Annotated in this window: 22 protein-coding genes; 12 read left to right on the top strand and 10 right to left on the bottom strand. The window is 73.6% G+C overall.

Annotation, left to right across the window (positions count from 1 at the left end):
- Positions 1–76 precede the first annotated feature (76 nt).
- Both NLX94_RS04840 and NLX94_RS04835 read left to right on the top strand, forming a co-directional pair.
- Entirely contained in the window at positions 77–1,987 is a 1,911-nt protein-coding gene (locus NLX94_RS04840) for an ABC transporter ATP-binding protein (RefSeq protein WP_254381322.1), read from the top strand.
- Positions 1,984–3,765, top strand: coding sequence for an ABC transporter ATP-binding protein (locus tag NLX94_RS04835; protein ID WP_254381321.1), 1,782 nt, complete (start codon positions 1,984–1,986; stop codon positions 3,763–3,765). Before NLX94_RS04840 ends, NLX94_RS04835 begins: the two co-directional genes overlap by 4 nt.
- A gap of 44 nt (positions 3,766–3,809) precedes the next feature.
- Here the strand turns inward: NLX94_RS04835 and NLX94_RS04830 are convergent, their stop codons facing one another.
- A complete protein-coding gene (locus tag NLX94_RS04830) occupies positions 3,810–4,601 on the bottom strand; it encodes a metal-dependent hydrolase (protein ID WP_254381320.1) in 792 nt (263 codons plus the stop codon).
- 145 nt (positions 4,602–4,746) lie between these two features.
- Between NLX94_RS04830 and NLX94_RS04825 the strand changes: the two genes are divergently transcribed.
- From NLX94_RS04825 to NLX94_RS04815, 3 genes are all read left to right on the top strand, one after another.
- Positions 4,747–7,269, top strand: coding sequence for a DEAD/DEAH box helicase (locus NLX94_RS04825; RefSeq protein ID WP_254381319.1), 2,523 nt, complete (start codon positions 4,747–4,749; stop codon positions 7,267–7,269).
- 106 nt (positions 7,270–7,375) lie between these two features.
- A complete protein-coding gene (locus NLX94_RS04820; RefSeq protein ID WP_254381318.1) occupies positions 7,376–8,278 on the top strand; it encodes an acyl-CoA thioesterase II in 903 nt (300 codons plus the stop codon).
- A 35-nt stretch (positions 8,279–8,313) separates the two neighbouring features.
- Entirely contained in the window at positions 8,314–8,715 is a 402-nt protein-coding gene (locus NLX94_RS04815; RefSeq protein WP_254381317.1) for a YchJ family protein, read from the top strand.
- Here NLX94_RS04815 and NLX94_RS04810 read toward each other — a convergent pair.
- A complete protein-coding gene (locus NLX94_RS04810; protein ID WP_254381316.1) occupies positions 8,679–9,497 on the bottom strand; it encodes a DUF6397 family protein in 819 nt (272 codons plus the stop codon). The genes NLX94_RS04815 and NLX94_RS04810 overlap by 37 nt on opposite strands.
- 107 nt (positions 9,498–9,604) lie before the next feature.
- The gene (locus tag NLX94_RS04805) at positions 9,605–10,003 is read right to left on the bottom strand and encodes a roadblock/LC7 domain-containing protein (RefSeq protein ID WP_243340556.1); all 399 of its coding nucleotides are present in this window, start codon (positions 10,001–10,003) and stop codon (positions 9,605–9,607) included.
- 106 nt (positions 10,004–10,109) lie between these two features.
- Here NLX94_RS04805 and NLX94_RS04800 point away from each other — a divergent pair, with 106 nt between their 5' ends.
- A complete protein-coding gene (locus NLX94_RS04800; RefSeq protein ID WP_254381315.1) occupies positions 10,110–10,538 on the top strand; it encodes a PPOX class F420-dependent oxidoreductase in 429 nt (142 codons plus the stop codon).
- Positions 10,539–10,556: 18 nt separating this feature from the next.
- Here the strand turns inward: NLX94_RS04800 and NLX94_RS04795 are convergent, their stop codons facing one another.
- From NLX94_RS04795 to NLX94_RS04775, 5 genes are all read right to left on the bottom strand, one after another.
- On the bottom strand, positions 10,557–11,195 hold the full coding sequence (locus NLX94_RS04795; RefSeq protein WP_254381314.1) for an ATP/GTP-binding protein: 639 nt from the start codon (positions 11,193–11,195) through the stop codon (positions 10,557–10,559).
- Positions 11,195–11,581, bottom strand: a complete 387-nt coding sequence (locus tag NLX94_RS04790; RefSeq protein ID WP_267757296.1) for a DUF742 domain-containing protein — start codon at positions 11,579–11,581, stop codon at positions 11,195–11,197. Before NLX94_RS04790 ends, NLX94_RS04795 begins: the two co-directional genes overlap by 1 nt.
- A gap of 11 nt (positions 11,582–11,592) precedes the next feature.
- On the bottom strand, positions 11,593–12,036 hold the full coding sequence (locus NLX94_RS04785; protein ID WP_243340590.1) for a roadblock/LC7 domain-containing protein: 444 nt from the start codon (positions 12,034–12,036) through the stop codon (positions 11,593–11,595).
- Positions 12,036–14,738, bottom strand: a complete 2,703-nt coding sequence (locus NLX94_RS04780) for a nitrate- and nitrite sensing domain-containing protein (protein WP_254381313.1) — start codon at positions 14,736–14,738, stop codon at positions 12,036–12,038. Before NLX94_RS04780 ends, NLX94_RS04785 begins: the two co-directional genes overlap by 1 nt.
- A 76-nt stretch (positions 14,739–14,814) precedes the next feature.
- A complete protein-coding gene (locus NLX94_RS04775; protein WP_254381312.1) occupies positions 14,815–15,633 on the bottom strand; it encodes an MHYT domain-containing protein in 819 nt (272 codons plus the stop codon).
- Between the two features lie 167 nt (positions 15,634–15,800).
- Between NLX94_RS04775 and NLX94_RS04770 the strand changes: the two genes are divergently transcribed.
- The 4 genes from NLX94_RS04770 (at position 15,801) to NLX94_RS04755 (ending at position 18,369) form a co-directional block, all read left to right on the top strand.
- Positions 15,801–16,424, top strand: coding sequence for a class I SAM-dependent methyltransferase (locus NLX94_RS04770; RefSeq protein WP_254381311.1), 624 nt, complete (start codon positions 15,801–15,803; stop codon positions 16,422–16,424).
- Between the two features lie 139 nt (positions 16,425–16,563).
- Positions 16,564–17,352, top strand: a complete 789-nt coding sequence (locus NLX94_RS04765) for a hypothetical protein (RefSeq protein WP_254381310.1) — start codon at positions 16,564–16,566, stop codon at positions 17,350–17,352.
- Positions 17,353–17,391: 39 nt separating this feature from the next.
- Positions 17,392–17,871, top strand: a complete 480-nt coding sequence (locus tag NLX94_RS04760) for an SAM-dependent methyltransferase (protein WP_254381309.1) — start codon at positions 17,392–17,394, stop codon at positions 17,869–17,871.
- A 111-nt stretch (positions 17,872–17,982) separates the two neighbouring features.
- Positions 17,983–18,369: a hypothetical protein gene (locus NLX94_RS04755; RefSeq protein ID WP_254381308.1), complete on the top strand. Its 387-nt coding sequence runs from the start codon at positions 17,983–17,985 to the stop codon at positions 18,367–18,369.
- 85 nt (positions 18,370–18,454) lie between these two features.
- Here the strand turns inward: NLX94_RS04755 and NLX94_RS04750 are convergent, their stop codons facing one another.
- Both NLX94_RS04750 and NLX94_RS04745 read right to left on the bottom strand, forming a co-directional pair.
- Complete coding sequence (locus NLX94_RS04750) at positions 18,455–19,009, bottom strand: MOSC domain-containing protein (RefSeq protein WP_254381307.1); 555 nt, start codon at positions 19,007–19,009, stop codon at positions 18,455–18,457.
- A 20-nt stretch (positions 19,010–19,029) separates the two neighbouring features.
- Positions 19,030–19,212: a hypothetical protein gene (locus NLX94_RS04745; protein WP_254381306.1), complete on the bottom strand. Its 183-nt coding sequence runs from the start codon at positions 19,210–19,212 to the stop codon at positions 19,030–19,032.
- Positions 19,213–19,424: 212 nt separating this feature from the next.
- On the opposite strand from NLX94_RS04745, the gene NLX94_RS04740 reads away from it, so the two are divergent.
- Entirely contained in the window at positions 19,425–22,397 is a 2,973-nt protein-coding gene (locus NLX94_RS04740; RefSeq protein WP_254381305.1) for a DEAD/DEAH box helicase, read from the top strand.
- Positions 22,397–23,689 carry an SWF or SNF family helicase gene (locus tag NLX94_RS04735; RefSeq protein ID WP_254381857.1) on the top strand — a complete coding sequence of 431 codons (1,293 nt, stop codon included), beginning with the start codon at positions 22,397–22,399 and terminating at the stop codon, positions 23,687–23,689. The genes NLX94_RS04740 and NLX94_RS04735 overlap by 1 nt, the downstream gene beginning before the upstream one ends.
- Positions 23,690–23,855: the final 166 nt, after the last annotated feature.

Here is a 23,855-nt window from a genome sequence, read left to right as displayed (position 1 = left end):
GAAAATCGATTGCCCCGGGCCGGTCCGGAACGCGAACCTTGCACGGTTTGGAACACTCGACCAGTCATGGGGCGTCATGCAGATCAGCGATCTTCCGTATCCGGACCCCGGGGTACCCGATGCGCGCTCCGGCCCCCGCTTCCTCTGGTGGCTGGGGCGGGGCCAACTCGGCGGACAGGCCAAAAGCCTGGCCTGGGGGCTGCTCCACTTCGGCGGCGTCGCGGGGCTTCCGTACACCGTGGGCCTCGGCATCGACGCGGTCGTGGACGGCGACGGCGCCCGGCTGCTGCAGGTCGGCGGTCTGCTCGCGCTGCTCGGCGTGGCGATCGCGCTCGGCGACGCGATGCTGCACCGTACGGCCGTCACCAACTGGATCACCGCGGCCGCGCGGGTCCAGCAGCTGCTCGCCCGCAAGACCGCGGAGCTGGGTTCCGCCCTGACCCGGCGGGTCGCGGCGGGCGAGGTGGTGGCCGTCTCCACGGGCGACGTGGAGAAGATCGGCTGGTTCGTCGAGGCGGTCTCCCGCTTCCTGGCCGCCGCCCTGACCCTGGTCGTCGGCTGTGTCGTCCTGCTCTTCTACGCGCCCACGATCGGCGTGGTCGTGGCCGTCGGCATGCCGGTGCTCGCCCTGGCCGTCCTGCCGCTGCTGCCGCGCGCCACCCGGCGTGCCGACGTCCAGCGGGAGAAGGCGGGCAAGGCCACCGAACTCGCTTCGGACACCGTGGCGGGGCTGCGCGTGCTGCGCGGCATCGGCGGCGAGGAGCTCTTCCTCGGCCGCTACCGCGAGGCCTCGCAGCAGGTTCGCGAGGCGGCGGTGCACAGCGCCCGGATGTGGGCGCTGATCTCCGCGATCCAGGTGCTGCTGCCGGGCGCTCTGCTGGTCACGGTGGTCTGGTACGGGGCCTCGCTCGTCCTGGACGGCCGGCTGGACGTCGGCGAACTCGTCGCCGCCTTCAGCGCGGTGGCGACCATGCTCTACCCCCTGCGGCACTTCGAGGAGATCGCGATGGCGTACTCCTTCTCCCGTCCCTCCGCGAAGCGGGCCGCCCGGGTGCTGTCGCTGACCCGGACCGAAGCGATGGCGGAGGCGGAGGTCGATGCTGGCGCCAAGGCCGGCGCGGGAGTTGTGGTGGCTTCCGGGGTCGTACAGACCCCGGCCCCCGGCGGTGACCTGTACGACCCGGAGACCGGGCTGCTGGTCCCGGCGGGCCGGCTGACCGCCGTGGTGTGCGGGGATCCCGACCTGGCGGGCCGGCTCGCGGAGCGCCTGGGCGGGCACCCCCTGGACCTCGGGGCCGGGCCCTCCGTCCTGCTGGGCGGGGTCGCGCTGGACGAGCTCGCGCTCGCCGAGGCGCGCACGCTGGTCCTCGTACAGGACAAGGATCCGGTGCTGCTGTCCGGGACGCTGCGCGAGCTGTTCGACGTACCGGCCTCCGGCGCGGTCGAACCCTCCGCGGCACTCGACGCGGCCCGGTGCGCGGACGTGCTGGACGCCCTGCTGCAGTCCGCCCCGGCCGGGGTGGACGACCCGATGGACGCCCGGATCACCGAACGCGGCCGCTCGCTGTCCGGCGGCCAGCGCCAGCGGCTGGCGCTGGCGCGGTCCCTGGTGACCGATCCCGAGGTGCTGGTGCTGGACGAGCCGACCTCGGCGGTCGACTCGCACACCGAAGCCCGGATCGCGGAGGGGATCTCGGCCCTGCGGGCCGGGCGCACGACGGTGGTGCTGGCCTCCTCGCCCCTGCTGCTGGACCGGGCCGACCGGGTCGTCCTGATCCACGAGGGCAAGGCGGCGGCGAGCGGCACGCACCGCGAGCTGCTGCACGGCGACCCGCGCTACCGGGCGGTCGTCACCCGCGAGACCGAGGAAGAACAGCGGCTCCCGCGGCTGGAATCCGTACACACAGAGCCCGTACTGACAGAGCCTGAAATGGCAGAGCCTGAACTGGCAGAGCCCTTCCTGACAGAGATCGAGGAAACCGCATGATCGGCGTGGCGCCGCCGGACTACGATCCGGCCGCCCCGGAAACGGCCGCGACCCTGCCCGTGGGCAGTTCCGCGACGGTACGGGGCTACGTGCGCGGCCTGTTCCGCCGCCACCGGCGGGCCTTCCTGGTCCTGGTGGGGGTCAACACGGTCGCGGTGATCGCCTCCATGGTCGGCCCGTACCTGCTGGGGCAGGTCGTGGACCGGCTCGCGGAGGGGTCCCGGGAACTCCATCTGGGCCGGGTGGGGCTGCTGTTCGCGGTAGCACTCGCCGTCCAGACCGTGTTCGTGCGGCTGGTCCGGCTGCGCGGGGCGATGCTCGGCGAGGAGATGCTGGCCGATCTGCGCGAGGACTTCCTCGTACGGTCGGTGGGCCTGCCGCCGGGCGTGCTGGAGCGCGCGGGAACCGGTGACCTGCTGTCGCGGATCACCACGGACATCGACCGGCTGGCCAACGCGATGCGCGAGGCCGTGCCGCAGCTCGCCATCGGCGTGGTGTGGGCGGGACTGCTCTACGGGGCGCTCGCGGTGACCGCGCCGCCGCTGGCGCTCGCCGCGCTGGTGGCGCTGCCGGTGCTGGTGATCGGCTGCCGCTGGTACTTCAAGCGGGCGCCCCGGGCCTACCGTTCCGAGGCGGCCGGGTACGCGGCGGTCGCGGCCGTGCTCACCGAGACGGTGGACGCGGGCCGCACCATCGAGGCGCACCGCCTCGGCGGTCGCCGGATCGAGCTGTCGGAGCGGCGGATCAAGGAGTGGACGGCGTGGGAGCGGTACACGCTGTTCCTGCGGACCGTCCTGTTCCCCGTCGTCAACGTCACCTACGTGACCATCCTCGGCTCGGTGCTGATGATCGGCGGGTACTGCGTGATCCAGGGCTGGATGTCGGTGGGGCAGCTGACCACGGGCGCGCTGCTCGCGCAGATGATGGTCGACCCGATCGGCCTGATCCTGCGCTGGTACGACGAGCTGCAGATCGCGCAGGTGTCGCTGGCGCGGCTGGTGGGCGTGCGGGAGATCGAGCCGGACGCGGGTGACGCGGGCGTCTCCCCGGCCGGCCGGGACGTCCGGGCGGACCAGGTGCACTTCGGGTACCGCGAGGGAGTCGACGTCCTGCACCAGGTGTCGATGGCGGTGCCGCCGGGCACCAGGATGGCCCTGGTCGGGCCCTCGGGCGCCGGCAAGTCCACGCTGGGGCGGCTCCTGGCGGGCATCTACGCGCCGCGGACCGGCGAGATCACCCTCGGCGGGGCGCAGCTGTCGCGGATGCCGGCGGAGCGGGTGCGCGAGCACGTGGCCCTGGTCAACCAGGAGCACCACGTGTTCGTGGGCTCCCTGCGGGACAACCTGCGGCTCGCGCGCACCGAGGCCTCCGACACCGAGCTGTGGGCGGCGCTCGGCGCCGTCGACGCGGAGGACTGGGCGCGGGCGCTGGACGCCGGTCTGGACACGGAGGTCGGCTCGGGCGCGGCGGCGCTGACCCCGGCGCAGGCGCAGCAGATCGCGCTGGCCCGGCTGGTGCTGGCCGATCCGCACACGCTGGTGCTGGACGAGGCGACCTCGCTGCTGGACCCGCGCGCGGCACGGCACTTGGAGCGTTCGCTGGCCCGGGTGCTGGACGGTCGCACGGTGATCGCGATCGCCCACCGGCTGCACACCGCGCACGACGCGGACGTGATCGCGGTGGTCGAGGGCGGCCGCATCACCGAGCTCGGCTCGCACGACGCCCTGGTCGAAGCCGACGGCGCGTACGCGGCCCTGTGGCACTCCTGGCACGGCTGACCGACGCCCGGCCGGGCGGGCAGGCGGGCGGGGCGTCGGGGGCGTCAGAAGAAGCCGAGGGCTGAGGCTCCGCCTACTCCGCCCAGGAGCATGAAGACCGGCATGAGGACCTTGAGCTCGACCCAGCTGCCGGCGCGGAAGCGCATCATCTTCGGCGGGCCGATGGGGTACCAGCGCTTGCCCGCGATGGGGAGGGGCCACAGGATCGGGCAGCCGGAGACGGTGAGGGCGTCGCCGATGTCGTGGACCAGGGCGCCGAGCACGATCGGGAGGCCGAGCCACAGGTATTCCTGGCCGGGGGCGGTGAAGAGCCAGCCGGAGCCGTTGCCGGGCTGGTCGAGGACGCCGGCCAGTATCCAGGCGCTGGTCGCGCCGAGCAGCCAGACCAGTACGTCGCTGGACATGCGGGCGGCCCGCCACAGCAGGCCTTCGACGGCGAGGACCAGGTGGATGAAGAGGAGGGCGAGGACGCCCCACCGGTCCGCGGTGACGGCGAGCGCGGAGGAGCCGGCGCCGATCAGGACGGCCCAGACCCAGGTGTGGGTCAGGGTGCGGTGGCCTCCGGTGCGGCGGGCGTCGCGCGGGGCCCGGGTGGCCTTGTAGACCGCGTAGGAGATCTTGTCGACCACCTCGCACAGGCCCCGGGAGAGCGGACCGAAGGCGCGGGAGATCGTCGCCGACTTGTGGTCCAGGTCGGGGGCGAGGGCGGCTCCGGCGCAGATGAGCGCACCGACGACGAGGACGGGCCAGGGCATGGGGTGTCCGGAGGCGGCCGCCGCGGCGCCCACCCCCAGCCAGGCCGCTGCCCCGGACAGTGAGTGCGCCGGACCCATCATGGTCGTTTCCCGCCCCGGTGGTGTGCTGGTCGGGCCCTGGTGACGGTGTCGTTCGGGCCGCATCGACGGCACAGCGTACCGCTGATGATCTTCCTTCTGTCCGCCGGTTCCCTGATCCGGGGGGAAGCCAGGCAAGATGGGGGGTGTGACCCTCATTGATCAGCTCCCGCCGAACGCCGACCCCGACGCCCTCTTCGAGGCTTTCTCCTCGTGGGCGGAGGACCAGGGCATCACCCTGTACCCGGCTCAGGAGGAGGCGCTGATGGAGGTGGTCACCGGCGCGAACGTGATCCTTTCCACCCCGACCGGCTCCGGCAAGAGCCTGGTGGCGGCGGGCGCGCACTTCACGGCTCTGGCCCAGGACAAGGTCACCTTCTACACCGCGCCGATCAAGGCGCTGGTCTCGGAGAAGTTCTTCGACCTGTGCAAGCTCTTCGGCACCGAGAACGTCGGCATGCTGACCGGCGACGCCTCGGTGAACTCGGACGCTCCGGTGATCTGCTGCACCGCCGAGGTGCTGGCCTCGATCGCGCTGCGCGACGGCAAGTACGCCGACATCGGCCAGGTCGTGATGGACGAGTTCCACTTCTACGCGGAGCCCGACCGCGGCTGGGCCTGGCAGATCCCGATCCTGGAGCTTCCGCAGGCACAGTTCGTGCTGATGTCCGCGACCCTCGGCGACATGAAGCGGTTCGAGGAGGACCTGACCCGGCGCACCGGCCGGCCCACCTCGGTGGTCCGCTCCGCGACCCGGCCCGTCCCGCTGTCGTACGAGTACGTCACGACGCCGATCACCGACACCATCACCGAGCTGCTGGAGACCCGGCAGGCGCCGGTCTACATCGTGCACTTCACCCAGGCCCAGGCGGTCGAGCGGGCACAGTCGCTGATGAGCATCAACATGTGCACCCGCGAGGAGAAGGACAAGATCGCCGAGCTGATCGGCAACTTCCGCTTCACCACCAAGTTCGGCCAGAACCTCTCCCGCTACGTCCGCCACGGCATCGGCGTGCACCACGCGGGCATGCTGCCCAAGTACCGCCGCCTGGTGGAGAAGCTGGCCCAGGCCGGTCTGCTGAAGGTCATCTGCGGCACCGACACCCTCGGCGTCGGCGTCAACGTCCCGATCCGCACCGTGCTGTTCACGGCCCTGACCAAGTACGACGGCACCCGGGTCCGCACGCTGCGCGCCCGCGAGTTCCACCAGATCGCCGGCCGCGCCGGCCGGGCCGGCTTCGACACCGCCGGTTATGTGGTGGCCCAGGCTCCCGAGCACGTCATCGAGAACGAGAAGGCCCTCGCCAAGGCGGGCGACGACCCGAAGAAGCGCCGCAAGGTGGTCCGCAAGAAGGCGCCCGAGGGGTTCGTGGCCTGGTCGGACACCACCTTCGAGAAGCTCATCGCCGCCGACCCGGAGCCGCTGACCTCGCGCTTCAAGGTCACCAACATCATGCTCCTGTCGGTCATCGCCCGCCCCGGCGACGCCTTCCAGGCGATGCGCCACCTGCTCGAGGACAACCACGAGCCGCGCAAGGCCCAGCTGCGCCACATCCGCCGGGCCATCGCCATCTACCGCTCGCTGCTGGACGGCGGGGTCGTCGAGAAGCTCGCCACCCCGGACGCCGAGGGCCGCACGATCCGGCTGACCGTGGACCTCCAGCAGGACTTCGCGCTGAACCAGCCGCTGTCCACCTTCGCGCTGGCCTCCTTCGACCTGCTGGACCCGGAGTCCCCTTCCTACGCGCTGGACATGGTCTCGGTGGTGGAGTCCACGCTGGACGACCCGCGCCAGATCCTCGCCGCCCAGCAGAACAAGGAACGCGGCATGGCCGTGGGCGCGATGAAGGCCGACGGGGTCGAGTACGAGGAGCGCATGGAGCGGCTCCAGGAGATCACCTATCCCAAGCCCCTCGAAGAGCTGCTCCTGCACGCCTACGACGTGTACAGCAAGAGCCACCCGTGGGTCCGCGACCACCCGGTCTCCCCGAAGTCGATCATCCGCGACATGTACGAACGCGCGATGACCTTCACCGAGTTCACCTCGTACTACGAGCTGGCGCGCACCGAGGGCATCGTGCTGCGCTACCTGGCGAGCGCCTTCAAGGCGCTGGACCACACCATCCCCGACGACCTCAAGTCCGAGGACCTCCAGGACCTGATCGAGTGGCTCGGCGAGCTGGTCCGCCAGGTCGACTCCAGCCTGCTCGACGAGTGGGAGCAGCTGGCGAACCCGGAGGTGGAGACGGCGGAGCAGGCCCAGGAGAAGGCCGACCAGGTCAAGCCGGTCACCGCGAACGCCCGCGCCTTCCGCGTCCTGGTCCGCAACGCCATGTTCCGCCGGGTGGAGCTGGCGGCCCTGGACCACGTCAACGTGCTGGGCGAGCTGGACGGCGACTCCGGCTGGGACGCCGACGCCTGGGGCGAGGCCATGGACGGCTACTGGGACGAGTACGACGACCTGAGCACGGGACCCGACGCGCGCGGCCCCAAGCTGCTCCAGATCGAGGAGGACCCGGCGCACGGCCTGTGGCGCGTCCGGCAGACCTTCGCCGACCCCAACGGGGATCATGGCTGGGGCATCAGCGCCGAGGTGGACCTCGCCGCCTCCGACGAGGAGGGCCGGGCGGTCCTGCGCGTCACCTCGGTCGGCGAACTCGGCCAGCTCTGACCTCCTTCCGGCTCCGTCCGGGCGGGCGCCCGGCCCGCGAACGACCCCCGACCCGCAACCGACCGGCGCCCTCGCGGCGGCCGGGCCCGACAGTGGAGATCCTCTGATGACGAACCCCGCCGAGAGGCTGGTCGATCTGCTCGACCTGGAGCAGATCGAGGTCAACATCTTCCGGGGCGCCAGCCCCCAGGAGTCCCTCCAGCGCGTCTTCGGCGGCCAGGTCGCCGGCCAGGCGCTGGTGGCGGCAGGCCGCACCACGGAGGGCGACCGGCCCGTCCACTCCCTCCACTCGTACTTCCTGCGCCCCGGCATCCCCGGAGTGCCGATCGTGTACCAGGTGGAGCGGGTGCGCGACGGGCGCTCCTTCACCACCCGCCGGGTCACCGCGGTCCAGCAGGGCAAGACCATCTTCAATCTGACCGCCTCCTTCCATCACCCGGAGGAGGGCAGCATCGAGCACCAGCTGCCTCCCCGCCTCGACTTCCCGCACCCGGACACGCTCCCGAAGGTCGTGGACGAGATCCGCGAGCACCTGGGCACGCTGCCGGAGGCGCTGGAGCGGATGGCCCGCCGCCAGCCCTTCGACATCCGCTACGTCGACCGGCTCCGCTGGACCCCCGAGGAGCTCAAGGACGCCGATCCGCGCAGCGCGGTGTGGATGCGTGCCGTCGGCCCGCTGGGCGACGACCCGCTCGTGCACACCTGCGCCCTCACCTACGCCAGTGACATGACCCTCCTCGACGCCGTGCGCATCCCCGTGGAACCCCTGTGGGGCATGCGCGGTTTCGACATGGCCTCCCTCGACCACGCCATGTGGTTCCACCGGCCGTTCCGGACGGACGAGTGGTTCCTGTACGACCAGGAATCGCCCATCGCGCACGGCGGCCGTGGCCTGGCCCGCGGCCGCATCTACGACCTCGAGGGCAGGCTGCTGGTGTCGGTGGTGCAGGAGGGGCTCTTCCGTCCCTACGGCGCCAAGGACGCCAAGCCGGCGGTTTCGCCCCAGTAGTCCCCTCCCGTCCTCGAAGAACTGAGCGTGTGCCCATGCCCACCCCGGCCCTCCCCTGCCCCTGCGGGCTGCCCGCCGCCTACCCGGAGTGCTGCGGCCGCTTCCACTCCGGCGAGCGGCAGGCGCCCACCGCCGAGCTGCTGATGCGCTCCCGCTTCAGCGCCTTCGCCGTCGGCGACACCGCCTACCTCCTGCGCTCCTGGCACCCGTCGACCCGGCCGGGCGTGCTCGACCTGGATCCCGGGCAGCGCTGGGAACGGCTGGAGATCCTGGCCACGGAGCGCGGCGGGATGTTCGAGACGGAGGGCTCGGTGGAGTTCCGGGCGCACTACCGCGAGGGCCGGCACACCGGCTCGCTGCACGAGCACAGTTCCTTCGCCCGGGAGAACGGGGCCTGGGTCTACGTCGGCCCCCTCTCCCCCGTCGACTTCGACTGACCCTTCGCTCCGGTCAGGGCGAAGTCGAGGCTGGTGCGGTACCAGTCGGTCTCGTCCGGTGACCCGGCCCGCAGCAGCCGGGTCGCCACCTCGGCTGCCGCCGGAACCTGCGGGTGCCCGAAGGGCGGGGGCGGGGCGAGCGCGCAGAGCAGGATGCGGTCCGCCGCGTCGGGCACGATCGCGCGCACGTCGTCCTCGGGGAGCACGGAGGCCAGTACGGCAGCCCGCTCCCAGGGGTCGGCGGTCCGTCTCAGCAACAGCCCGACGTGCCGTTCTCGCCACTTCCGGGGGCGCAGGTCGGCCCTGGCCTCCATCAGCTCCCGGTCCGCCGACGGGGCGCTCCCCCGCAGCATTCCGGGCTCGCGGGACGCGAAGTCCCGTAGCTCCGCAGTCAGATAGAGCCACACCACCGCCCGGTAGCGGTTGATCCGGTATCCCACCGGAGTGAGGTGGCCGCAGCGTGCGAGCCGGGTGAACCGGCTCGGGCCGACCCCCAGAACGGCGGCGGCCGCCTCCGCTCCCGCGACCGTCTCCACCCGCTCGCGCAGCGCTTCCGGAAACCCCTCGGCCGACCGGACCCGGTCGAGCTCGGTCCGGGTGTACCGCGGGGCCCGGGCGGACCCCTGGGGTCCCGCCCGCACCAGGCCCAGCTGGACGGCGCGGGCGAACTCGCTGCGGCTCAGACCCAGTTCCTCGGCGGCCCGCCCACCGCCCATCAGCCCGGCGACCTCCCCGCACTCCGCGGGTGCGGACTCCGTCCTCGGCATCGTCTGCGTCATCATGCTCTCCCCACCAGAGTGATTACTGTGTGTGAAGAACGTAACCCAGAGCTACGACACCCCGCAGGGCCTGTGGACAAGCCGGACCGGCGCGGAACGCGCCACCCTTCCTAGCCGCCGGTGATCCGCCGCTCCGCGACCCCCAGGTGCTCCCCCACCCGGTTCACCAGCAGGGTCATCTCGTAGGCCACGTGCCCGATGTCCGCCTCGGAGGCGCTCAGCACGCACAGGCAGCTGCCCGCGCCCGCCGCCATGACGAAGAGGACCCCGTCGTCGTACTCGACCATCGTCTGGCGGACCTCGCCCGCCCGGAAGTGCCGCCCCGAGCCCTTCGCCAGGCTCTGCAGCCCCGCCGCGACGGCCGCCAGGTGCTCCGCGTCCTCCCGTGCCAGCCCCGCGCTCGCGCCCGTCACCAGGCCGTCGTTGGAGAGCACCACCGCGTGCCGCACCTGCTGAACCCGCCGCGTCAAATCGTCCAGCAGCCAGTCAAGCTGCTTGTCCAGCGCCATTTACAGCCCCTCCCCGTCGACGCGGCCGTACCGGCCGCGCCCCACCCCGCGTACTCGTGCCGCCAGCCTTCCCCACCAGCGGCTTTCGGGCAAGGAGGATGGACCCATGGTGAAGAAGATGACTCAAGAGGAATGGCGGGAGTTCGTCTCCCGCTCCACCCGCACCGGGAAACTGTCCACCGTCCGTGAGGACGGAAGCCCTCACATCGCTCCCATCTGGTTCGTTCTCGACGGGGACTCCTTCGTGTTCAACACCGGAAAGGACACCGTCAAGGGGCGCAATCTGGCCCGCGACGGCCGCGTCGCACTCTGCGTGGACGACGACCGGCCGCCCTTCTCCTACGTGGTCCTCCAGGGCCGGGCGACCCTCAGCGAGGACCTGGAGGAGATGCTCCCCTGGGCGACCAGGATCGGAGCGCGCTACATGGGGGCCGAGAACGGCGAGGCCTTCGGCCGCCGCAACGCCGTCCCCGGCGAGCTCCTCGTGCGCGTCGCCATCGAGAAGGTGATCTCGGCCGCCGGCGTGGCCGACTGACGGGCCCCGCGGGCCGGTTCACACCGAATCGGCCCGCGGTTCCACCGACTCCAGCAGCCGGGCCGTGTGCACCCGGCCCGCGTACTCCACCAGCCGGATCAGCACTTCCTTCCCCGAGTCCTTGTCCCGCGCGTCGCAGAGCACCACCGGTGTGCCCTGATCCAGGTCCAGCGCCCGCGCGACCTCGTTCGAGGCGTACCGCCGCGCGTTCGCGAAGCAGTTGACGGCGACGACGAACGGGATCTTGCGGTGCTCGAAGTAGTCCACCGCCGGAAAGCAGTCCTCCAGGCGCCGGGTGTCGGCAAGGACCACCGCGCCGAGCGCGCCCTGCGACAGCTCGTCCCACAGGAACCAGAACCGGTCCTGCCCCGGGGTCCCGAACAGGTACAGCGACAGCCCCGACCTGATCGTGATCCGCCCGAAGTCCATGGCCACGGTGGTCGTCGTCTTCTGGTCGACCCCGCCCGTGTCGTCGACCAGCTCCCCGGCCTCGCTGAGCAGCTCCTCCGTCCGCAGCGGCCTGATCTCGCTGACCGAGCCGACCAGGGTCGTCTTCCCGACTCCGAAGCCGCCCGCCACGAGTATCTTCAGCGCGAGGGCGGCCAGTTCCTCGCCGCCCCCCTCGGCCGGCGCCGGCCCTTTGTCGTTCAGTCCCATCACAGCGCTCGCAATCCCTCGATGACTTCACGCAGAATCCGCTCGTCCGGCAGCTGTGCGGGCGGCACCGGTCGGCTGACCTTGACGTGCCCGGCCTCCAGCAGGTCCCCGAGCAGCACGCGCACCACGCCCACGGGCAGGTCCGCGTCCGCCGCGAGTTCGGCCACCGACTGGGTCTCGTCCCGGCACAGTCCGAGCAGCGCCCGGTGTTCCGGTCCCAGCAGCGACTCGGCCGCCTCGTCCGTTCCGGCCGGGTCCACGACGACCAGCGCGATCAGGTCGAACCGGACCCCGTGGGGCCCCGGCTTCGTGCGTCCGCCGGTCATGGCGTACGGACGGACGAGCGGGCCCGCGTCGGCGTCGTACCACCGGCCGTTCGTGCTCAAGGCCGCCGCCCTCAACCGGCGGCCGGCGGCCGGGCCGCGAACCTGGCCGGGGTGTACAGGTGCTCGCCGACCCGCTTGACCAGCCGGGCCATCTCGTAGGCGATCAGCCCCATGTCGGCGCCGGCCCCGCTGAGCACGGCCAGGCAGGAGCCGTCCCCGGCCGCCGCCACGAAGAGGAAGCCCTCGTCCATCTCCACCATGGTCTGGCGCACGCCCCCGGCGTGGAAGTGCCGTCCCGCGCCCTTGGCCAGGCTGTGGAAGCCGGAGGCCACGGCCGCCAGGTGCTCGGCGTCCTCTCTGCTGAGCGCGCTGGAAGCACCCACCGCCAGGCCGTCGTTGGACAGGACCACGGCGTGCCGGACCTCGCGCACCCGGACCACGAGGTCGTCCAGGAGCCAGTCGAGCTCGCCCGACCTGCGGACGCCGTCGAGGTCGATCCTCTGATGTTCGATCATCATCGTGCTCCTTCGCCTTCGCCAGTACTGCCTGTCCCGCCCGTGCCACCCGCGCCGCCTGCGCCGGCCGGACCGTCCGCACCGGACTCGTCGCCCGCCTGCGAGCCCCGCACCCAGCCCGCCCGGTACGCGGCCATCCGCTCGCGCGCCTGCTCGGGACTCCGGCCGGGCGGTCCCGCCGCCCCCCTGACCCCGGCCGGGGCCTTGGGGGCGGGGGCCTCGCGCAGCTGCGGGACGAGGCTCGCCTGCCGGACCCTGCGCGGCAGTTCGGTCACTGTGGCGGCCTGGCCCGAGGGGGTCGCCGGGCCCGCGGGAGCCGCCGTGACGGCCGGGGCGGGCGTACGGGGAGCCGCGCCCGCGGAGCCGCGCGGCCGCAGCGGGGCCACCGGGGAGGGCCGGGGCTCCTCCCGTACGGGGCTCCGGTCCGGGACCGGGACCCCGCGCACGTCTTCCCGTACGACGCTGATGGCCTGGGAAGGCTCCCGGAACCGGTCCCGCAGCGGTTCGGCGACCGGCTCCGGAGCCGGGGTCGGGGTCGACGCCGGGGCCGGTGCTGAGGGGTAATCCTGCTCGGGCTGCGGGGAGGCGGCCGTGAGGGCGCCCTGGAGCAGGGAGTTGGGGAGCAGCACGACCGCGGTGGTGCCGCCGTACGGTGACATGCGCAGGTGCACCTTGACACCGTGGCGGGCCGAGAGGCGGCTGACCACGAAGAGCCCGAGCCGGTCGCTGTCGAAGAGGTCGAGGGCCTCGGACTGCTCGATGCGGCGGTTGGCCTCCTGGAGGGATTCGCGGCCCATGCCGAGCCCGCGGTCCTCGACCTCCAGGACGTAGCCGGCGCCGACGGGCTCTCCGCTGACCCGGACCTTGGTGTGGGGCGGGGAGAACTGGGTGGCGTTCTCGATGAGTTCGGCCAGCAGGTGGGTGAGGTCGGCGACGGCTCCGCCGACGACGGCGGCCTCGGCGAGCTGGCGCACCTCGACGCGCGGGTAGTCCTCGATCTCGGACACGGCGGCCCGTACCACGTTCGTCAGCGGGATCGGCATCCGCCAGGCGCGCCCGGGGGCGGCACCGGACAGGATGATCAGGCTCTCCGCGTGCCGTCGCATGCGGGTGGTGAGGTGGTCGAGGCGGAAGAGGTCGCCGAGCTCGTTCGGGTCGTCGGCGCGCCGCTCCATCGAGTCGAGCAGGGTGAGCTGCTTGTGCACCAGGACCTGGCTGCGCCGGGCGAGGTTGACGAAGACCCCGCTCACGCCGCTGGCCAGTTCGGCGCGTTCGACGGCGGCGCTCAGTGCGGCCCGGTGGACCGTGGCCAGCGCGTCGCCGACCTGGGCGATCTCGTCGTCGGCGACGGGGCCGCGCGGGGTTTCGGCGGACACGTCGATGTCCTGGCCGGCCCGCAAGCGGTCCATGGCGTGCGGAAGTTTGCGGTGCGCGATCTCCAGCGCGGTGTTGCGCAGCGAGACCAGTTCGACGACGAGGGCCCGGCCGATGCGGACCGAGATCACGAGCGAGGCTGCCACGGCGGCCAGGCCCAGGACGACGGCGGCTCCGGCGGGACTCAGCGCACCCGCGCCGAAGGGGTCGGCCCGGTCCGCGGAGGCCGCGTGGGCGGCGTCCGCGATCTCCCGCATCGAGCCGGCGACCGCGGTGTACGCGGCCTCCCAGCCGGCGGGCGGTCCGGCGGCGGAGGCGCCGGGCGCGGCGGCCAGCGCCCGGTCCTCGGCTCCGGTGAGGTCGGCGTAGGCGGCGCTCTTGGCCATGGCCTGCCAGGCGTCCTGCTGTGCGGTGGGCAGGTCCCGGGCGGCGGAGGCGGTCAGGGCCCGCCGGGTCTCGACGGCTCCGGTCAGCCGGCGAAGCGTTTCGGCGGAGCGCGGCCCCGGCGCCGTCAGCAGGGCGTCCTCCCGCGACAGCTGCTCCCCCGCCCGAGCGAACTCCAGCAGGATCCTGGCGTCGACGCCCAGTTCGGCGTCCTGGCCCCCTCCGGAGAGGGCTCCGCCGACCTCCAGGGCCGCGTCGATGACCCGGGTGTACGCCTCGTACGCCGCTTCCTGCGTCGCCCGGTGCTCCGCCACGTCCTTGCGCGCCGGGCCCAGCCCCTCGGCGGCGGCGACGAAGGTGCGCAGCCGGATGACGATGTCGGTGCGGTAGTCGCCGGAGTCGGCGACGGTGTGGCGGTCGCCGAGCCGCAGGGCCCGTACGGCGCCGTCGGTGCGGCGCGCCTGTTCCTCCAGGGCGACGGCCTGGCCGGGGGTCTGGGCGGCGGCCGCCCGGCCGGCGGTGGGGTCGGCCAGCAGCCTTACGGCCGTGCGCCGTTCGGCCTGCAGCGCGGTGACGGCGGCCTCGACCGGAGCCCGCAGCTCGCGGTCGACGCGCTGGACGCGGCTGAGGCGGGCGACGTCCTGGGCCGCGTCGACCGCCGCGAAGGCCCAGAGGGCCAGCAGGGAGACCACCGGCACCATCAGAAGCGAGACGATCTTCGCCCGGACGGTGGCGGGCCGCAGCCGAAGGCGCGGACCTCGGCCACCGCCACCGCCACCGCCGGGTATCGCCCCGAGCAGGTCGGGGGCCAGGTGCTCCACCGGCTCCTCGGCGGGCGGCCCGGCGTGCGCCCGGCGGCCCGGTCCCTTGGCACGGCCACCCGCCGGCGCGGGCGCGGGCGGCCGCGACGCCGCTGCTTCCGGTGTTCTGCGGGGTCTGCGCATGGGCTCCTCGTTCCGGGCGGTGCGTACGTAGGTGGCGGTCGCGGGGTGGCGGGTGCGGTCGCGGGCCGGCGGCGCCTCAGCCGGTGGTGGCAGTGGTGGCGGAAGCAGCGGCCGTGGCGGTCCGCCCTCCCAGGCGGAGGTCGGCGGAGGCCATCGCGGAGGCCTCCCGCTCGTCGGCGGTCGGCGAGAGGGCGACGAACGCGGAGGTGATGAAGAGGTAGGAGCCGAGGCCGACGGCGAGCGGGAAGATGAACTGCATGGCGGTGACCCCCGGCAGGGCCGCGTCCGAGGGGATGACCTCGACGGCGACCGCGAGCATGCCGGTGTAGTGCATGCTGCTGACGGCACCGCCCATGACGAGCGAGGCGACGGCGACGGCCACCGGGGACTTGATGTTGAGGGCCGCCCACAGGGCGGCCGTGGCCGCGACGACCGCGATGGCGACGGAGAGCCCCACCGTGAGCGGCTCGTAGGAGACCGAGCCGTGCAGGCGCAGGGCCGCCATGCCGAGGTAGTGCATGCTGGCGACGCCGAGGCCGGTGGTGAGTCCGCCGAGGACCAGGGCCCGGCCGCGGTCCTTCCCGTAGCCGACGGCGAAGACTCCGGCGCCGACGACGATCATCGCGACGAGGAGGCTGAGGATGGTCAGCGGCACGTTGTAGCGGATCTCGGTCCCGGTGACGTGGAAGCCGAGCATCGCGACGAAGTGCATCGTCCAGATCCCGGTGCCGATGGCCGAGGCCGCCGTGAGGAGCCAGTTGCGGCGGGAGGTTCCGGTCGTCGCGGCGAGCGCGCGAACGGTGCAGCGCAGGCCGAGGGCGGCGCCGATCGAAGCCATCACGTATGACAGCACGGGGGTAAGCCAGCCATAGGCGGCGTGGTCCAGGTGTCCCATGGCCACGGAAGCTAGTCCGGGTGAGGGAGCGAACACGGGCCGCATTTCGAAAGCCACTGGAACTGCTGGAATATGACAGAGATACGTTCATCTTCGATCACGCCGCGTACCACCTTGCACACGTTCCGCAGGCATGTGCCGGAGCCCCGGTGAGGGATCATGGGCACATGAGCGAAGACCGCACACAGGATCAGACGCGCGACCGGGGCCACGTCCAGGAGTTCTTCGGGGCGCGCGCGGCCGGCTGGGACCGCAAGTTCCCGGGGGACGGGCCCGCCTTCGCGACCGCCGTGGGCGAGTTCGGGCTGCGCCACGGGGACCGGGTCCTCGACGCGGGCTGCGGCACCGGGCGGGCGCTCACCGCGCTCCGCGCGGCCGTCGGCCCGTCGGGAACGGTGCTCGGCGCCGATGTCACCCCGCAGATGCTGGCCGCCGCGCAGGAGGCCGGCCGGGACGCCGAGGGCACCCTGCTGCTGGCGGACGTGGCCCGGCTGCCGCTGCGCGACGGTGTGCTGGACGCCGTGTTCGCCGCCGGTCTCGTCGCCCATCTCCCCGACCCCGGGGACAACTTGCGCGAACTCGCCCGGGTCGTCCGCCCGGGCGGACGGCTCGCGCTGTTCCACCCGATCGGCCGGGCGGCCCTCGCGGCGCGCCACGGCCGCGAACTGACCGCGGACGACATGCGCGCGGAGCACAACCTCGGCCCGCTGCTGGCCGGTTCGGGCTGGCGGATGACCTCGTACGCCGACGAGGACACCCGTTTCCTCGCGCTGGCGGTCCGGACCTCCTGACCCGGACCCCTGCGCTTCCGTGGTGGGCGGCCGGCCCTCCGTGCAGGTGGCGGGCCCGGAAATCGGCTCCCGCCAGCTCTCGACGCGGTGGTTACTCGCTGGTTAGGGTGCGCCGACGAGAGAACGACCGGGAGGCCACGTGTCCGAAGAGGAGGACGGCGGTTCGCTGTACGTGCTGACCGCCGTGCTGCTGACCCCCGCGCAGTTCCCGAGCATCCTGGGTGACGACTACCCCGAGGCCTGCTCGCTGCTGGGCGTGCCGCCGGTGGCCACCGGGTACGGCCTGGTGCTGGGACAGGACGAGGAGGGCGCGCGCTGGACGGTCGTGGTCGACGACGTCTCGCTCGTGGCCGTGGCCATCGCCTCGTGGGACTGCGGGATGGAGTACGACCTGTCCCCCGACGAACGGTCCATCGTGGTCTCGCTGGCGGGCTGGCCCATCGAGCTCGCGGTGGCCACGGCCGGGATCCCCGAACCGCACGATCCCGAACAGGGCGCGGACGGCACGGGACGGGTGCCGCTGGCCCCGCCGTCGGCGGAGACCTGGGGTCCGGTGCAGCGGCGGATGGGCGCCGACCAGATCGCCCGGGAGTGGACCGGCTGGAGCGAGCGCGTGGCCACGGACGGCGGGGCCGCGGCCGCCGCGCACCCGGGGCTGGCCAGGGCCCTGGAGGAGGCCGTCGGGTACACGCAGAGCCCGCCGCCACCCGGCAGGGTGCGGTCGTCCTTCGCGGGCGAGGAGGCGCGGACGCTGCGCGTCGACGGGCCGGGATGGTCGCTGGTGGCCCGTACGGGCGGGGCCGCCTTCGTCCTCCTCGACGAGGAGCCGAGCGAGGTGCTGGCCGTACCGCACGAGGCCCACGGGGGGATTCCGCAGCTGTCGGAGCTGCTGGAGGCGCTGGACCGGGTCGCCGTGCGGCCGGTCTGAGCTGCGCGCAGTACTGAGTTCGAGGGGAAGGACGTGCTGATGGATCCGGTGGAAGTGGTCCCGGTTGGCGTGGTGGTCGGCGGCCGTCCGGAGGTCGTCGACGACGACTGGGGGCGGGAGACGGCGGTGATCCGCCTGGACCGGGAGCGGTTCGGTCCGGAAGCCCTGTACGGACTGGAGGACTTCTCGCACGTCGAGGTGGTCTTCCACTTCGACCGGGTGCCCGAGGACAGGATCGAGACGGGTGCGCGGCGCCCCCGGGGCAATCCGGACTGGCCGCTCGTCGGCATCTTCGCCCAGCGCGGCAAGAACCGGCCCAACCGGCTGGGCCTCTCGCGCTGCCGCGTCCTGAAGGTGGACGTGGAGGCGGCGGACGGACCCGAGTTGCACGTGGAGGGGCTGGACGCGGTCGCGGGCACTCCGGTGCTCGACCTCAAGCCGTACATGACGGAGTTCGGCCCGCGCGGCGAGCACCGGCAGCCGGAATGGGCGACGGAGCTGATGCGGGGCTACTACTGAGTCGCACGGGGTGGGGGCCGGCGCGGGGCGGGGGCCGGATATAGGCTCCGGGATTCCGTGAGCCCGTGGAACGGGCCGCCCGGACTCGGGGCGAGCCGACAGGAGTACGGCATGACCGTGGTGACCCGCTTGATCACTTACACCGATCTGAACGTCGGCGGTACGAGCGCTCAGCAGCTGTCCGTGTCGGCACGGCTGGAGGCCGTGCTCGCGGACGGCCGCAGTGTGGTGTTGCTGGACGATCGCGGCTGGAGCACCTCGGGCCCGGCGGGCATCCCCGCGCTGACCTCCGTCGAGGACATCGAGGAGACGGCCCGGACGGTGGTCGGGCCGGACGAGCCCTTCGACGGCATGACGCAGGAGCAGATGGCGGCCGGGCACTGGGGCTACCTGGCCGGCGTCCTGGGGCAGCACGGGGTGGACGTGCCCGTGCACGAGCTGGAGCGGCTGCCCCATGACGTGGTGCTCAGCGAGCGCCTGCGCGCATGGATCGGTTGAGGGGTCCTGGCTCCCCGCCGGAACCGGATCGGCCCTACCCGGCCTGGCCCGGACCATGGCGTGTCCGGGCCGTGCGCTCGGTGGGTCAGACCCGTTCGAGGGGGATGTGCGGAGTCGGGGGGAGGGTGACCTCGATGGTGTCGCCGGGGTGGATGGTGCCGCCCCGGTGGACCACGCCCATGATTCCGGCCTTGCGGAGCAGATTGCCCTCGGCGTCCCTGCCGACCACCTGCTTGAGCAGCCCGTGCTGGAAGTTGTCTATCTGGAGGCACGGGTTGCGCAGTCCGGTCACCTCGACCACGGCCTCCGCTCCGAGGCGCAGCAGGGTGCCGGTCGGCAGGGCGAGCAGGTCGATGCCTTCGGTGGTGACGTTCTCCCCGAGCTGGCCCGCCTCGACCTGGTAGCCGGCCCCGGCCACCTCCTCGAAGAGCTCCCGGTGGATCAGGTGCACCTGCCGGAGGTTCGGCTGCGTGGGGTCCTGGGCCACCCTGGAACGGTGCTTGACCGTGACCCCCGCGTGGACGTCCCCCTCCACCCCGAGCCCTTCCACGAGCTTGATGCTCTCGCGCGTGGGCTTGGTGAACGAATAGACCCCGTTGCTGCTGACCGCCGCGACCTGTGCCGCGCTCGCCGTGTTCATTCCTGACCCCCCTGCCGCCGTCAGCGGCCGATCTGCTTCCTGGATATACCCCGCAGCCTACGGCGCTGGGAGGAGTCCAACAGCAGGTAGGCCGCCACCGGGACGCCGATCAGGACCAGCAGTCCGGCCCAGAACCCGACCGACCAGAACAGCACGATGGCTGCCACCACACCGGCAACCGCGATCTTTCCGCTCGTGGACATCTGCGGCACCCTCTTTCTCCGTCGGCCACTACCCCACACAACGCGCGCTCCGGCCCCCGCGTTCCCGTAACCCTCGGCCGGGTCTCCGCTCGCCGAAGAGACCGCGAACAGTCGAGGACGTGACCCGGGTCACGGTGTCGTCGCGGGCCGGGGCGGCCGCCGGTGGGTTAATCTCGGCCACCCTGTATTCGGTAGTCAAGTTTGAGGAATGCGTGCTCCCGACGATCTCCGGCCTCATCCCCTGCTCCGCCGTCTTCCTCCCCGCCGACCCGGCCCGCGAGGGCCGGATCGCCTTCTGGCACCCGGACCCGGCCGAGGGCCTCCCCCTCGACGGCCGGGGCGCCACCGAGCGGCTCACCGTGGTCACGCCCGACCTGCGGCGCACCCGGGTGACGGCCCTCGTCCTGCCCCTCTACGAGGCCCTGCCCCTGCTGACCCGGGTCCGTTCGGCCGCATCCGCCGGAGCCGCGCCGTTCTGGGGCGCCGCCGCCCTGCTGGCCCTGCGCTTCGCCGCGCGCGGGCTGCTGCTGCCCGGCCTGAGCCCCGCCGGGTACGACGCCTGGCGGCTCGGGCCGCTGGACGCCGCCGATCTGGAGGAGGTCCGGGAGCTGGCGGCGGCCATGCCGCCCGACGCGCACTGCGTACCGGTCGGCCCCAACCCCGGCCCCGGTCCCGACGGCGGCCCCGGCCACGATCCCGGCCCCGCCGGCCCGCCCCAGCTGCCCGCGCCGGAGCCCCTGCTGCGCGCCTTCCTCGACGCCGTCGCCGACACCCTGCCCCGCTCCCCCGCCGCGCCCGCCGCCGCCGGTGGCTCCGCCTACGCCACCCGCCCGGCCCGGCTCCACCCCGAACTGCGCGACTGGGCCGCGGAGGTCGCGGCCGGGCACGACGCCGGGGTGCGCGTCTCGCTCCGCATCGAGGTGGACCCTGACGCCCTGCCCCCCGCCTTCCGTGCCGTCCTGCAGATGCACGGCCTCGCGGACGCCGCCCTCGTCGCGGACGCCGCCGACGTCTGGGCCGGCTCCGGACCCGCCGCGGCCGCCTTCCCGCCCCGTGCCCGCCTGGATGCGCTCCGGGCCCTGCGCCGCGCCGCGCGCCTGTGGCCGCCGCTCGAACCGCTGCTCGGCGCCGCCGTCCCCGACGCGGTGGACCTCGCCGACGAGGAGGTCGCGGAGCTGCTCGGGGAGGCCGCCGCCGCGCTGGCGGCCGACGGGGTGCAGGTGCACTGGCCGCGCGGGCTCGCCCGTACGCTCACCGCGCGGGCCGTCGTGGGCAGGCCCGCCACCGGCTCGGACCTGCCGGGCCTGACCGGCCCGCTCTCCTCCTCCGCACACCCCCTCGGCTGGCGCTACGCCCTCGGCGACCAGGGCGATCTGACCGCCGAGGAACTGGACCGGCTCGCCGAGGCGAAGCGCCCCCTGGTCCGGCTGCGCGACCAGTGGGTCCTGATCGACCCGGCCGCGGCCCGCCGGGCCCGGGCCCTGGCCCGCCAGGACCGCGAGGTGACGGCCGCCGAGGCGCTGGCCGCCGTACTGACCGGCTCGGCGGAGCTCGACGGCACGCGGTACGACGTAGAGGCCACCGGTCCGCTGGAACGGCTCCGCTCGCTCCTCACCACGGATCCCGAGCGTGCGGAACCGGAGCCCCCGGCGCACGGGGACGCCGCCGCGCCCGCCGACGTACAGGCACCGCCCGCCGACGTACAGGCACCGCCCGCCGACGTACAGGCCCCGGCCGCCCTCCGTGCCACCCTGCGCGACTACCAGCTCCGCGGCCTGCGCTGGCTCGCCCGCCTCACCGGACTCGGCTTCGGCGCCTGCCTGGCCGACGACATGGGCCTGGGCAAGACGGTGACGCTGATCGCCCTGCACCTGCACCGTCAGGAGCACGGGCACGAGGGCCCGACGCTGGTGGTCTGCCCGGCCTCGCTGCTGGGCAACTGGCAGCGGGAGATCGAGAAGTTCGCCCCCGGGACGCCGGTGCGCCGCTTCCACGGAACCGGCCGCGACCTCGACGCGATGGCGGACGGACCGGCCGGCGGCTTCGTCCTCACCACCTACGGCACCATGCGCCTGGACGCGCCCCGACTCGCCGCCGTGCGCTGGGGGATGGTCGTCGCGGACGAGGCCCAGCACGTCAAGAACCCCCGCTCCTCGACCGCCAGGGCCCTGCGCACCATCCCCTCGGACGCCCGCGTGGCCCTCACCGGTACCCCGGTCGAGAACAACCTGTCCGAGCTGTGGGCCGTCCTCGACTGGACCACCCCGGGCCTCCTCGGCCGCCCCGGCACCTTCCGCACGCGCTACGCCGAGCCGGTCGAGAGCGGCCGCGACCCGCGGGCGGCGGCCCGGCTCGGGGCGCTCGTCAGGCCCTTCCTGCTCCGCCGCAAGAAGTCCGATCCGGGGATCGCCCCCGAACTGCCGCCCAAGACCGAGACCGACCACGCCGTGTCCCTGACCCCCGAACAGGCCGGGCTGTACGAGGCGGTGGTGCGCGAGACCCTCGCCGCGATCGCCGGCGCGGACGGGATGGAGCGCCGCGGGCTGGTCGTCAAGCTGCTGACCTCGCTCAAGCAGATCTGCAACCACCCCGCCCAGTACACGAAGGAGCAGCACCGCTCGAAGGAGTCCGCCGGGGCTGCCTCCGGGAAGCTGGAGCTCCTCGACGAGCTGCTCGACACGATCCTGGCCGAGGGCGGCTCCGTGCTGGTCTTCACGCAGTACGTGACGATGGCCCGCATCATCGAACGCCACCTGACGGCACGCGGCATCCCGTCCCAACTGCTGCACGGGGGCACGCCCGTGCCGCGCCGCGAGGAGCTCGTGGACCGGTTCCAGGCGGGCGAGGTGCCCGTGTTCCTGCTCTCCCTCAAGGCGGCCGGCACCGGCCTCAACCTCACCCGCGCCGGGCACGTCATCCACTACGACCGCTGGTGGAACCCCGCCGTCGAGGAACAGGCCACCGACCGCGCCTACCGCATCGGCCAGACCCAGCCCGTCCAGGTCCACCGCATCATCGCCGAAGGCACCGTGGAGGACCGGATCGCCGAACTCCTCGCACGCAAAAGGGCCCTGGCCGACGCCGTCCTCGCGGGCGGCGAGGCCGCCCTGACCGAACTGAGCGACGCGGAGCTGGCCGAACTCGTCGCGCTCCGCCCGGCCGCCGCAGGGGAGCGACACCGATGATGGCGAAGGACCCGTACGAGAAGACCTTCCCGCCGCTCCCGCCCGTCCCCGGGCGCGGCTTCGCCGCCACCTGGTGGGGGCACGCCTGGCTGCGCGCCCTGGAGGACAGCGCCCTGGACGGGCAGCAGCTCAAGCAGGGCCGGCGGTACGCGCGTGCGGGCGCGGTCGGGGCCGTGTCCGTACGGCCGGGCGGGCTGACGGCCGTGGTGCGCGACCCGGACGGGACGGCGCACCGGACCGACGTGCTGGTGCAGGAGTTCACGGAAGCGGAATGGGACCGGCTGCTCGGGCTGGCGGCCGCCGAGTCCGGCCACATCGCGGCGCTGCTCGACCGGGAGGTGCCGCCGGAGCTCGCCGAGGACGCGGCAGCGGCCGGGGTGGAGCTGCTGCCCGGGATCGGCGACCTCGACCCGCGCTGCGACTGCGGCGAGTGGGACCACTGCCCGCACACGGCCGCGCTCTGCTACCAGGTGGCGCGGCTGCTGGACCGGGACCCCTTCGTGCTGTTGCTGCTGCGCGGGCGCGCGGAGGCCGGTCTTCTCGCCGAGCTGGAGGAGCGCAGCACGGCGGAGGCGGAGCCCGCGCAATCCCCGGCGGACGCCGGTGTCCCGGCGTCCGAGGTCTACGCGGCGGCGTCCGCCCTGCCCCCGCTGCCCGCGCCCGCGCGGCTGCCGGAGGCGCCGGGCCAGCCGCCGACCCTGGACACGGAGTCGGGGACGGAGCCGCCGGGCCTGGACGTGGACGGGGTGGAGTTCCTGGCGCAGGCGGCCGCGGCGCAGGCGTACGGGCTGCTCGCGGAGGCGCTCGCTGCGGGCCATGCGGAGCGCGCCCCGCAGCCCGGGCCCACGCTCGCGCAGGATGCCGTACGACTCACGGCGCAGGCCCACGACCTTCGGGTCCGCTCCCGCCTGGCGGCGGCTTCCGACAGGGACCGGGCGGCCATGGACCGGGCCGTACTCGCCTGGGGCTTCGGCGGGGCACCGGCCGTCTCGGTGCTGGAGGAGGACTGGACCCCGGACCGGGCGTCGCTCGCCCGGGCGCGGGCCGCGCTGGCGACGGCCCGGCCCGACGGGGCGGACGCGGAGGCCGACCCCGCAGCCCCCGCCCCGGTGCTGCGCCGGATCCGGGCCCGCTGGACGGAGCCGGGCGGCGACCGCCAGCTCCGGCTGGGCCGGGACGGCCGCTGGTGGCCGTACCGCCGCGCGGCGGAACACTGGCTCCCGGCGGGCCCGCCGGCCACGGACCCGGCGGCGGCGCTGGCCGCGCTGGAGCCGGAGGACCCGGAGGCCTAGGCCGTCTCTTTCGGATCCTGCCGGTCAGGCCCGCGTCGTCCGGCGCCACGGCCTAGGAGCCGTCGCACCGGCGGGGACCGGCCTGCGGGCTCCGCGCACTGGCCGACGTACCGCTTGCCGGGGCGGCGGGCCGGTACGACGATGGGGCGCTCCGGGTACCAAGGCA

Source organism: Streptomyces sp. TBY4 (assembly GCF_024213195.1).
In the GTDB taxonomy this organism is placed as follows: Bacteria; Actinomycetota; Actinomycetes; order Streptomycetales; family Streptomycetaceae; genus Streptomyces.
The sequence above is the reverse complement of the archived record's forward strand: the minus strand, read 5'-3'. Positions and strand labels throughout refer to the sequence as shown.

Excerpts from the sequence above, each read along its gene's own strand:
- NLX94_RS04840 (WP_254381322.1), top strand. The coding sequence starts at position 77 with ATGCAGATCAGCGATCTTCCGTATCCGGACCCCGGGGTACCCGATGCG.
- NLX94_RS04835 (WP_254381321.1), top strand. The coding sequence starts at position 1,984 with ATGATCGGCGTGGCGCCGCCGGACTACGATCCGGCCGCCCCGGAAACG.
- NLX94_RS04830 (WP_254381320.1), bottom strand. The coding sequence starts at position 4,601 with ATGATGGGTCCGGCGCACTCACTGTCCGGGGCAGCGGCCTGGCTGGGG.
- NLX94_RS04820 (WP_254381318.1), top strand. The coding sequence starts at position 7,376 with ATGACGAACCCCGCCGAGAGGCTGGTCGATCTGCTCGACCTGGAGCAG.
- NLX94_RS04815 (WP_254381317.1), top strand. The coding sequence starts at position 8,314 with ATGCCCACCCCGGCCCTCCCCTGCCCCTGCGGGCTGCCCGCCGCCTAC.
- NLX94_RS04810 (WP_254381316.1), bottom strand. The coding sequence starts at position 9,497 with ATGATGACGCAGACGATGCCGAGGACGGAGTCCGCACCCGCGGAGTGC.
- NLX94_RS04805 (WP_243340556.1), bottom strand. The coding sequence starts at position 10,003 with ATGGCGCTGGACAAGCAGCTTGACTGGCTGCTGGACGATTTGACGCGG.
- NLX94_RS04800 (WP_254381315.1), top strand. The coding sequence starts at position 10,110 with ATGGTGAAGAAGATGACTCAAGAGGAATGGCGGGAGTTCGTCTCCCGC.
- NLX94_RS04795 (WP_254381314.1), bottom strand. The coding sequence starts at position 11,195 with ATGGGACTGAACGACAAAGGGCCGGCGCCGGCCGAGGGGGGCGGCGAG.
- NLX94_RS04785 (WP_243340590.1), bottom strand. The coding sequence starts at position 12,036 with ATGATCGAACATCAGAGGATCGACCTCGACGGCGTCCGCAGGTCGGGC.
- NLX94_RS04780 (WP_254381313.1), bottom strand. The coding sequence starts at position 14,738 with ATGCGCAGACCCCGCAGAACACCGGAAGCAGCGGCGTCGCGGCCGCCC.
- NLX94_RS04775 (WP_254381312.1), bottom strand. The coding sequence starts at position 15,633 with ATGGGACACCTGGACCACGCCGCCTATGGCTGGCTTACCCCCGTGCTG.
- NLX94_RS04770 (WP_254381311.1), top strand. The coding sequence starts at position 15,801 with ATGAGCGAAGACCGCACACAGGATCAGACGCGCGACCGGGGCCACGTC.
- NLX94_RS04760 (WP_254381309.1), top strand. The coding sequence starts at position 17,392 with ATGGATCCGGTGGAAGTGGTCCCGGTTGGCGTGGTGGTCGGCGGCCGT.
- NLX94_RS04755 (WP_254381308.1), top strand. The coding sequence starts at position 17,983 with ATGACCGTGGTGACCCGCTTGATCACTTACACCGATCTGAACGTCGGC.
- NLX94_RS04750 (WP_254381307.1), bottom strand. The coding sequence starts at position 19,009 with ATGAACACGGCGAGCGCGGCACAGGTCGCGGCGGTCAGCAGCAACGGG.
- NLX94_RS04745 (WP_254381306.1), bottom strand. The coding sequence starts at position 19,212 with ATGTCCACGAGCGGAAAGATCGCGGTTGCCGGTGTGGTGGCAGCCATC.
- NLX94_RS04735 (WP_254381857.1), top strand. The coding sequence starts at position 22,397 with ATGGCGAAGGACCCGTACGAGAAGACCTTCCCGCCGCTCCCGCCCGTC.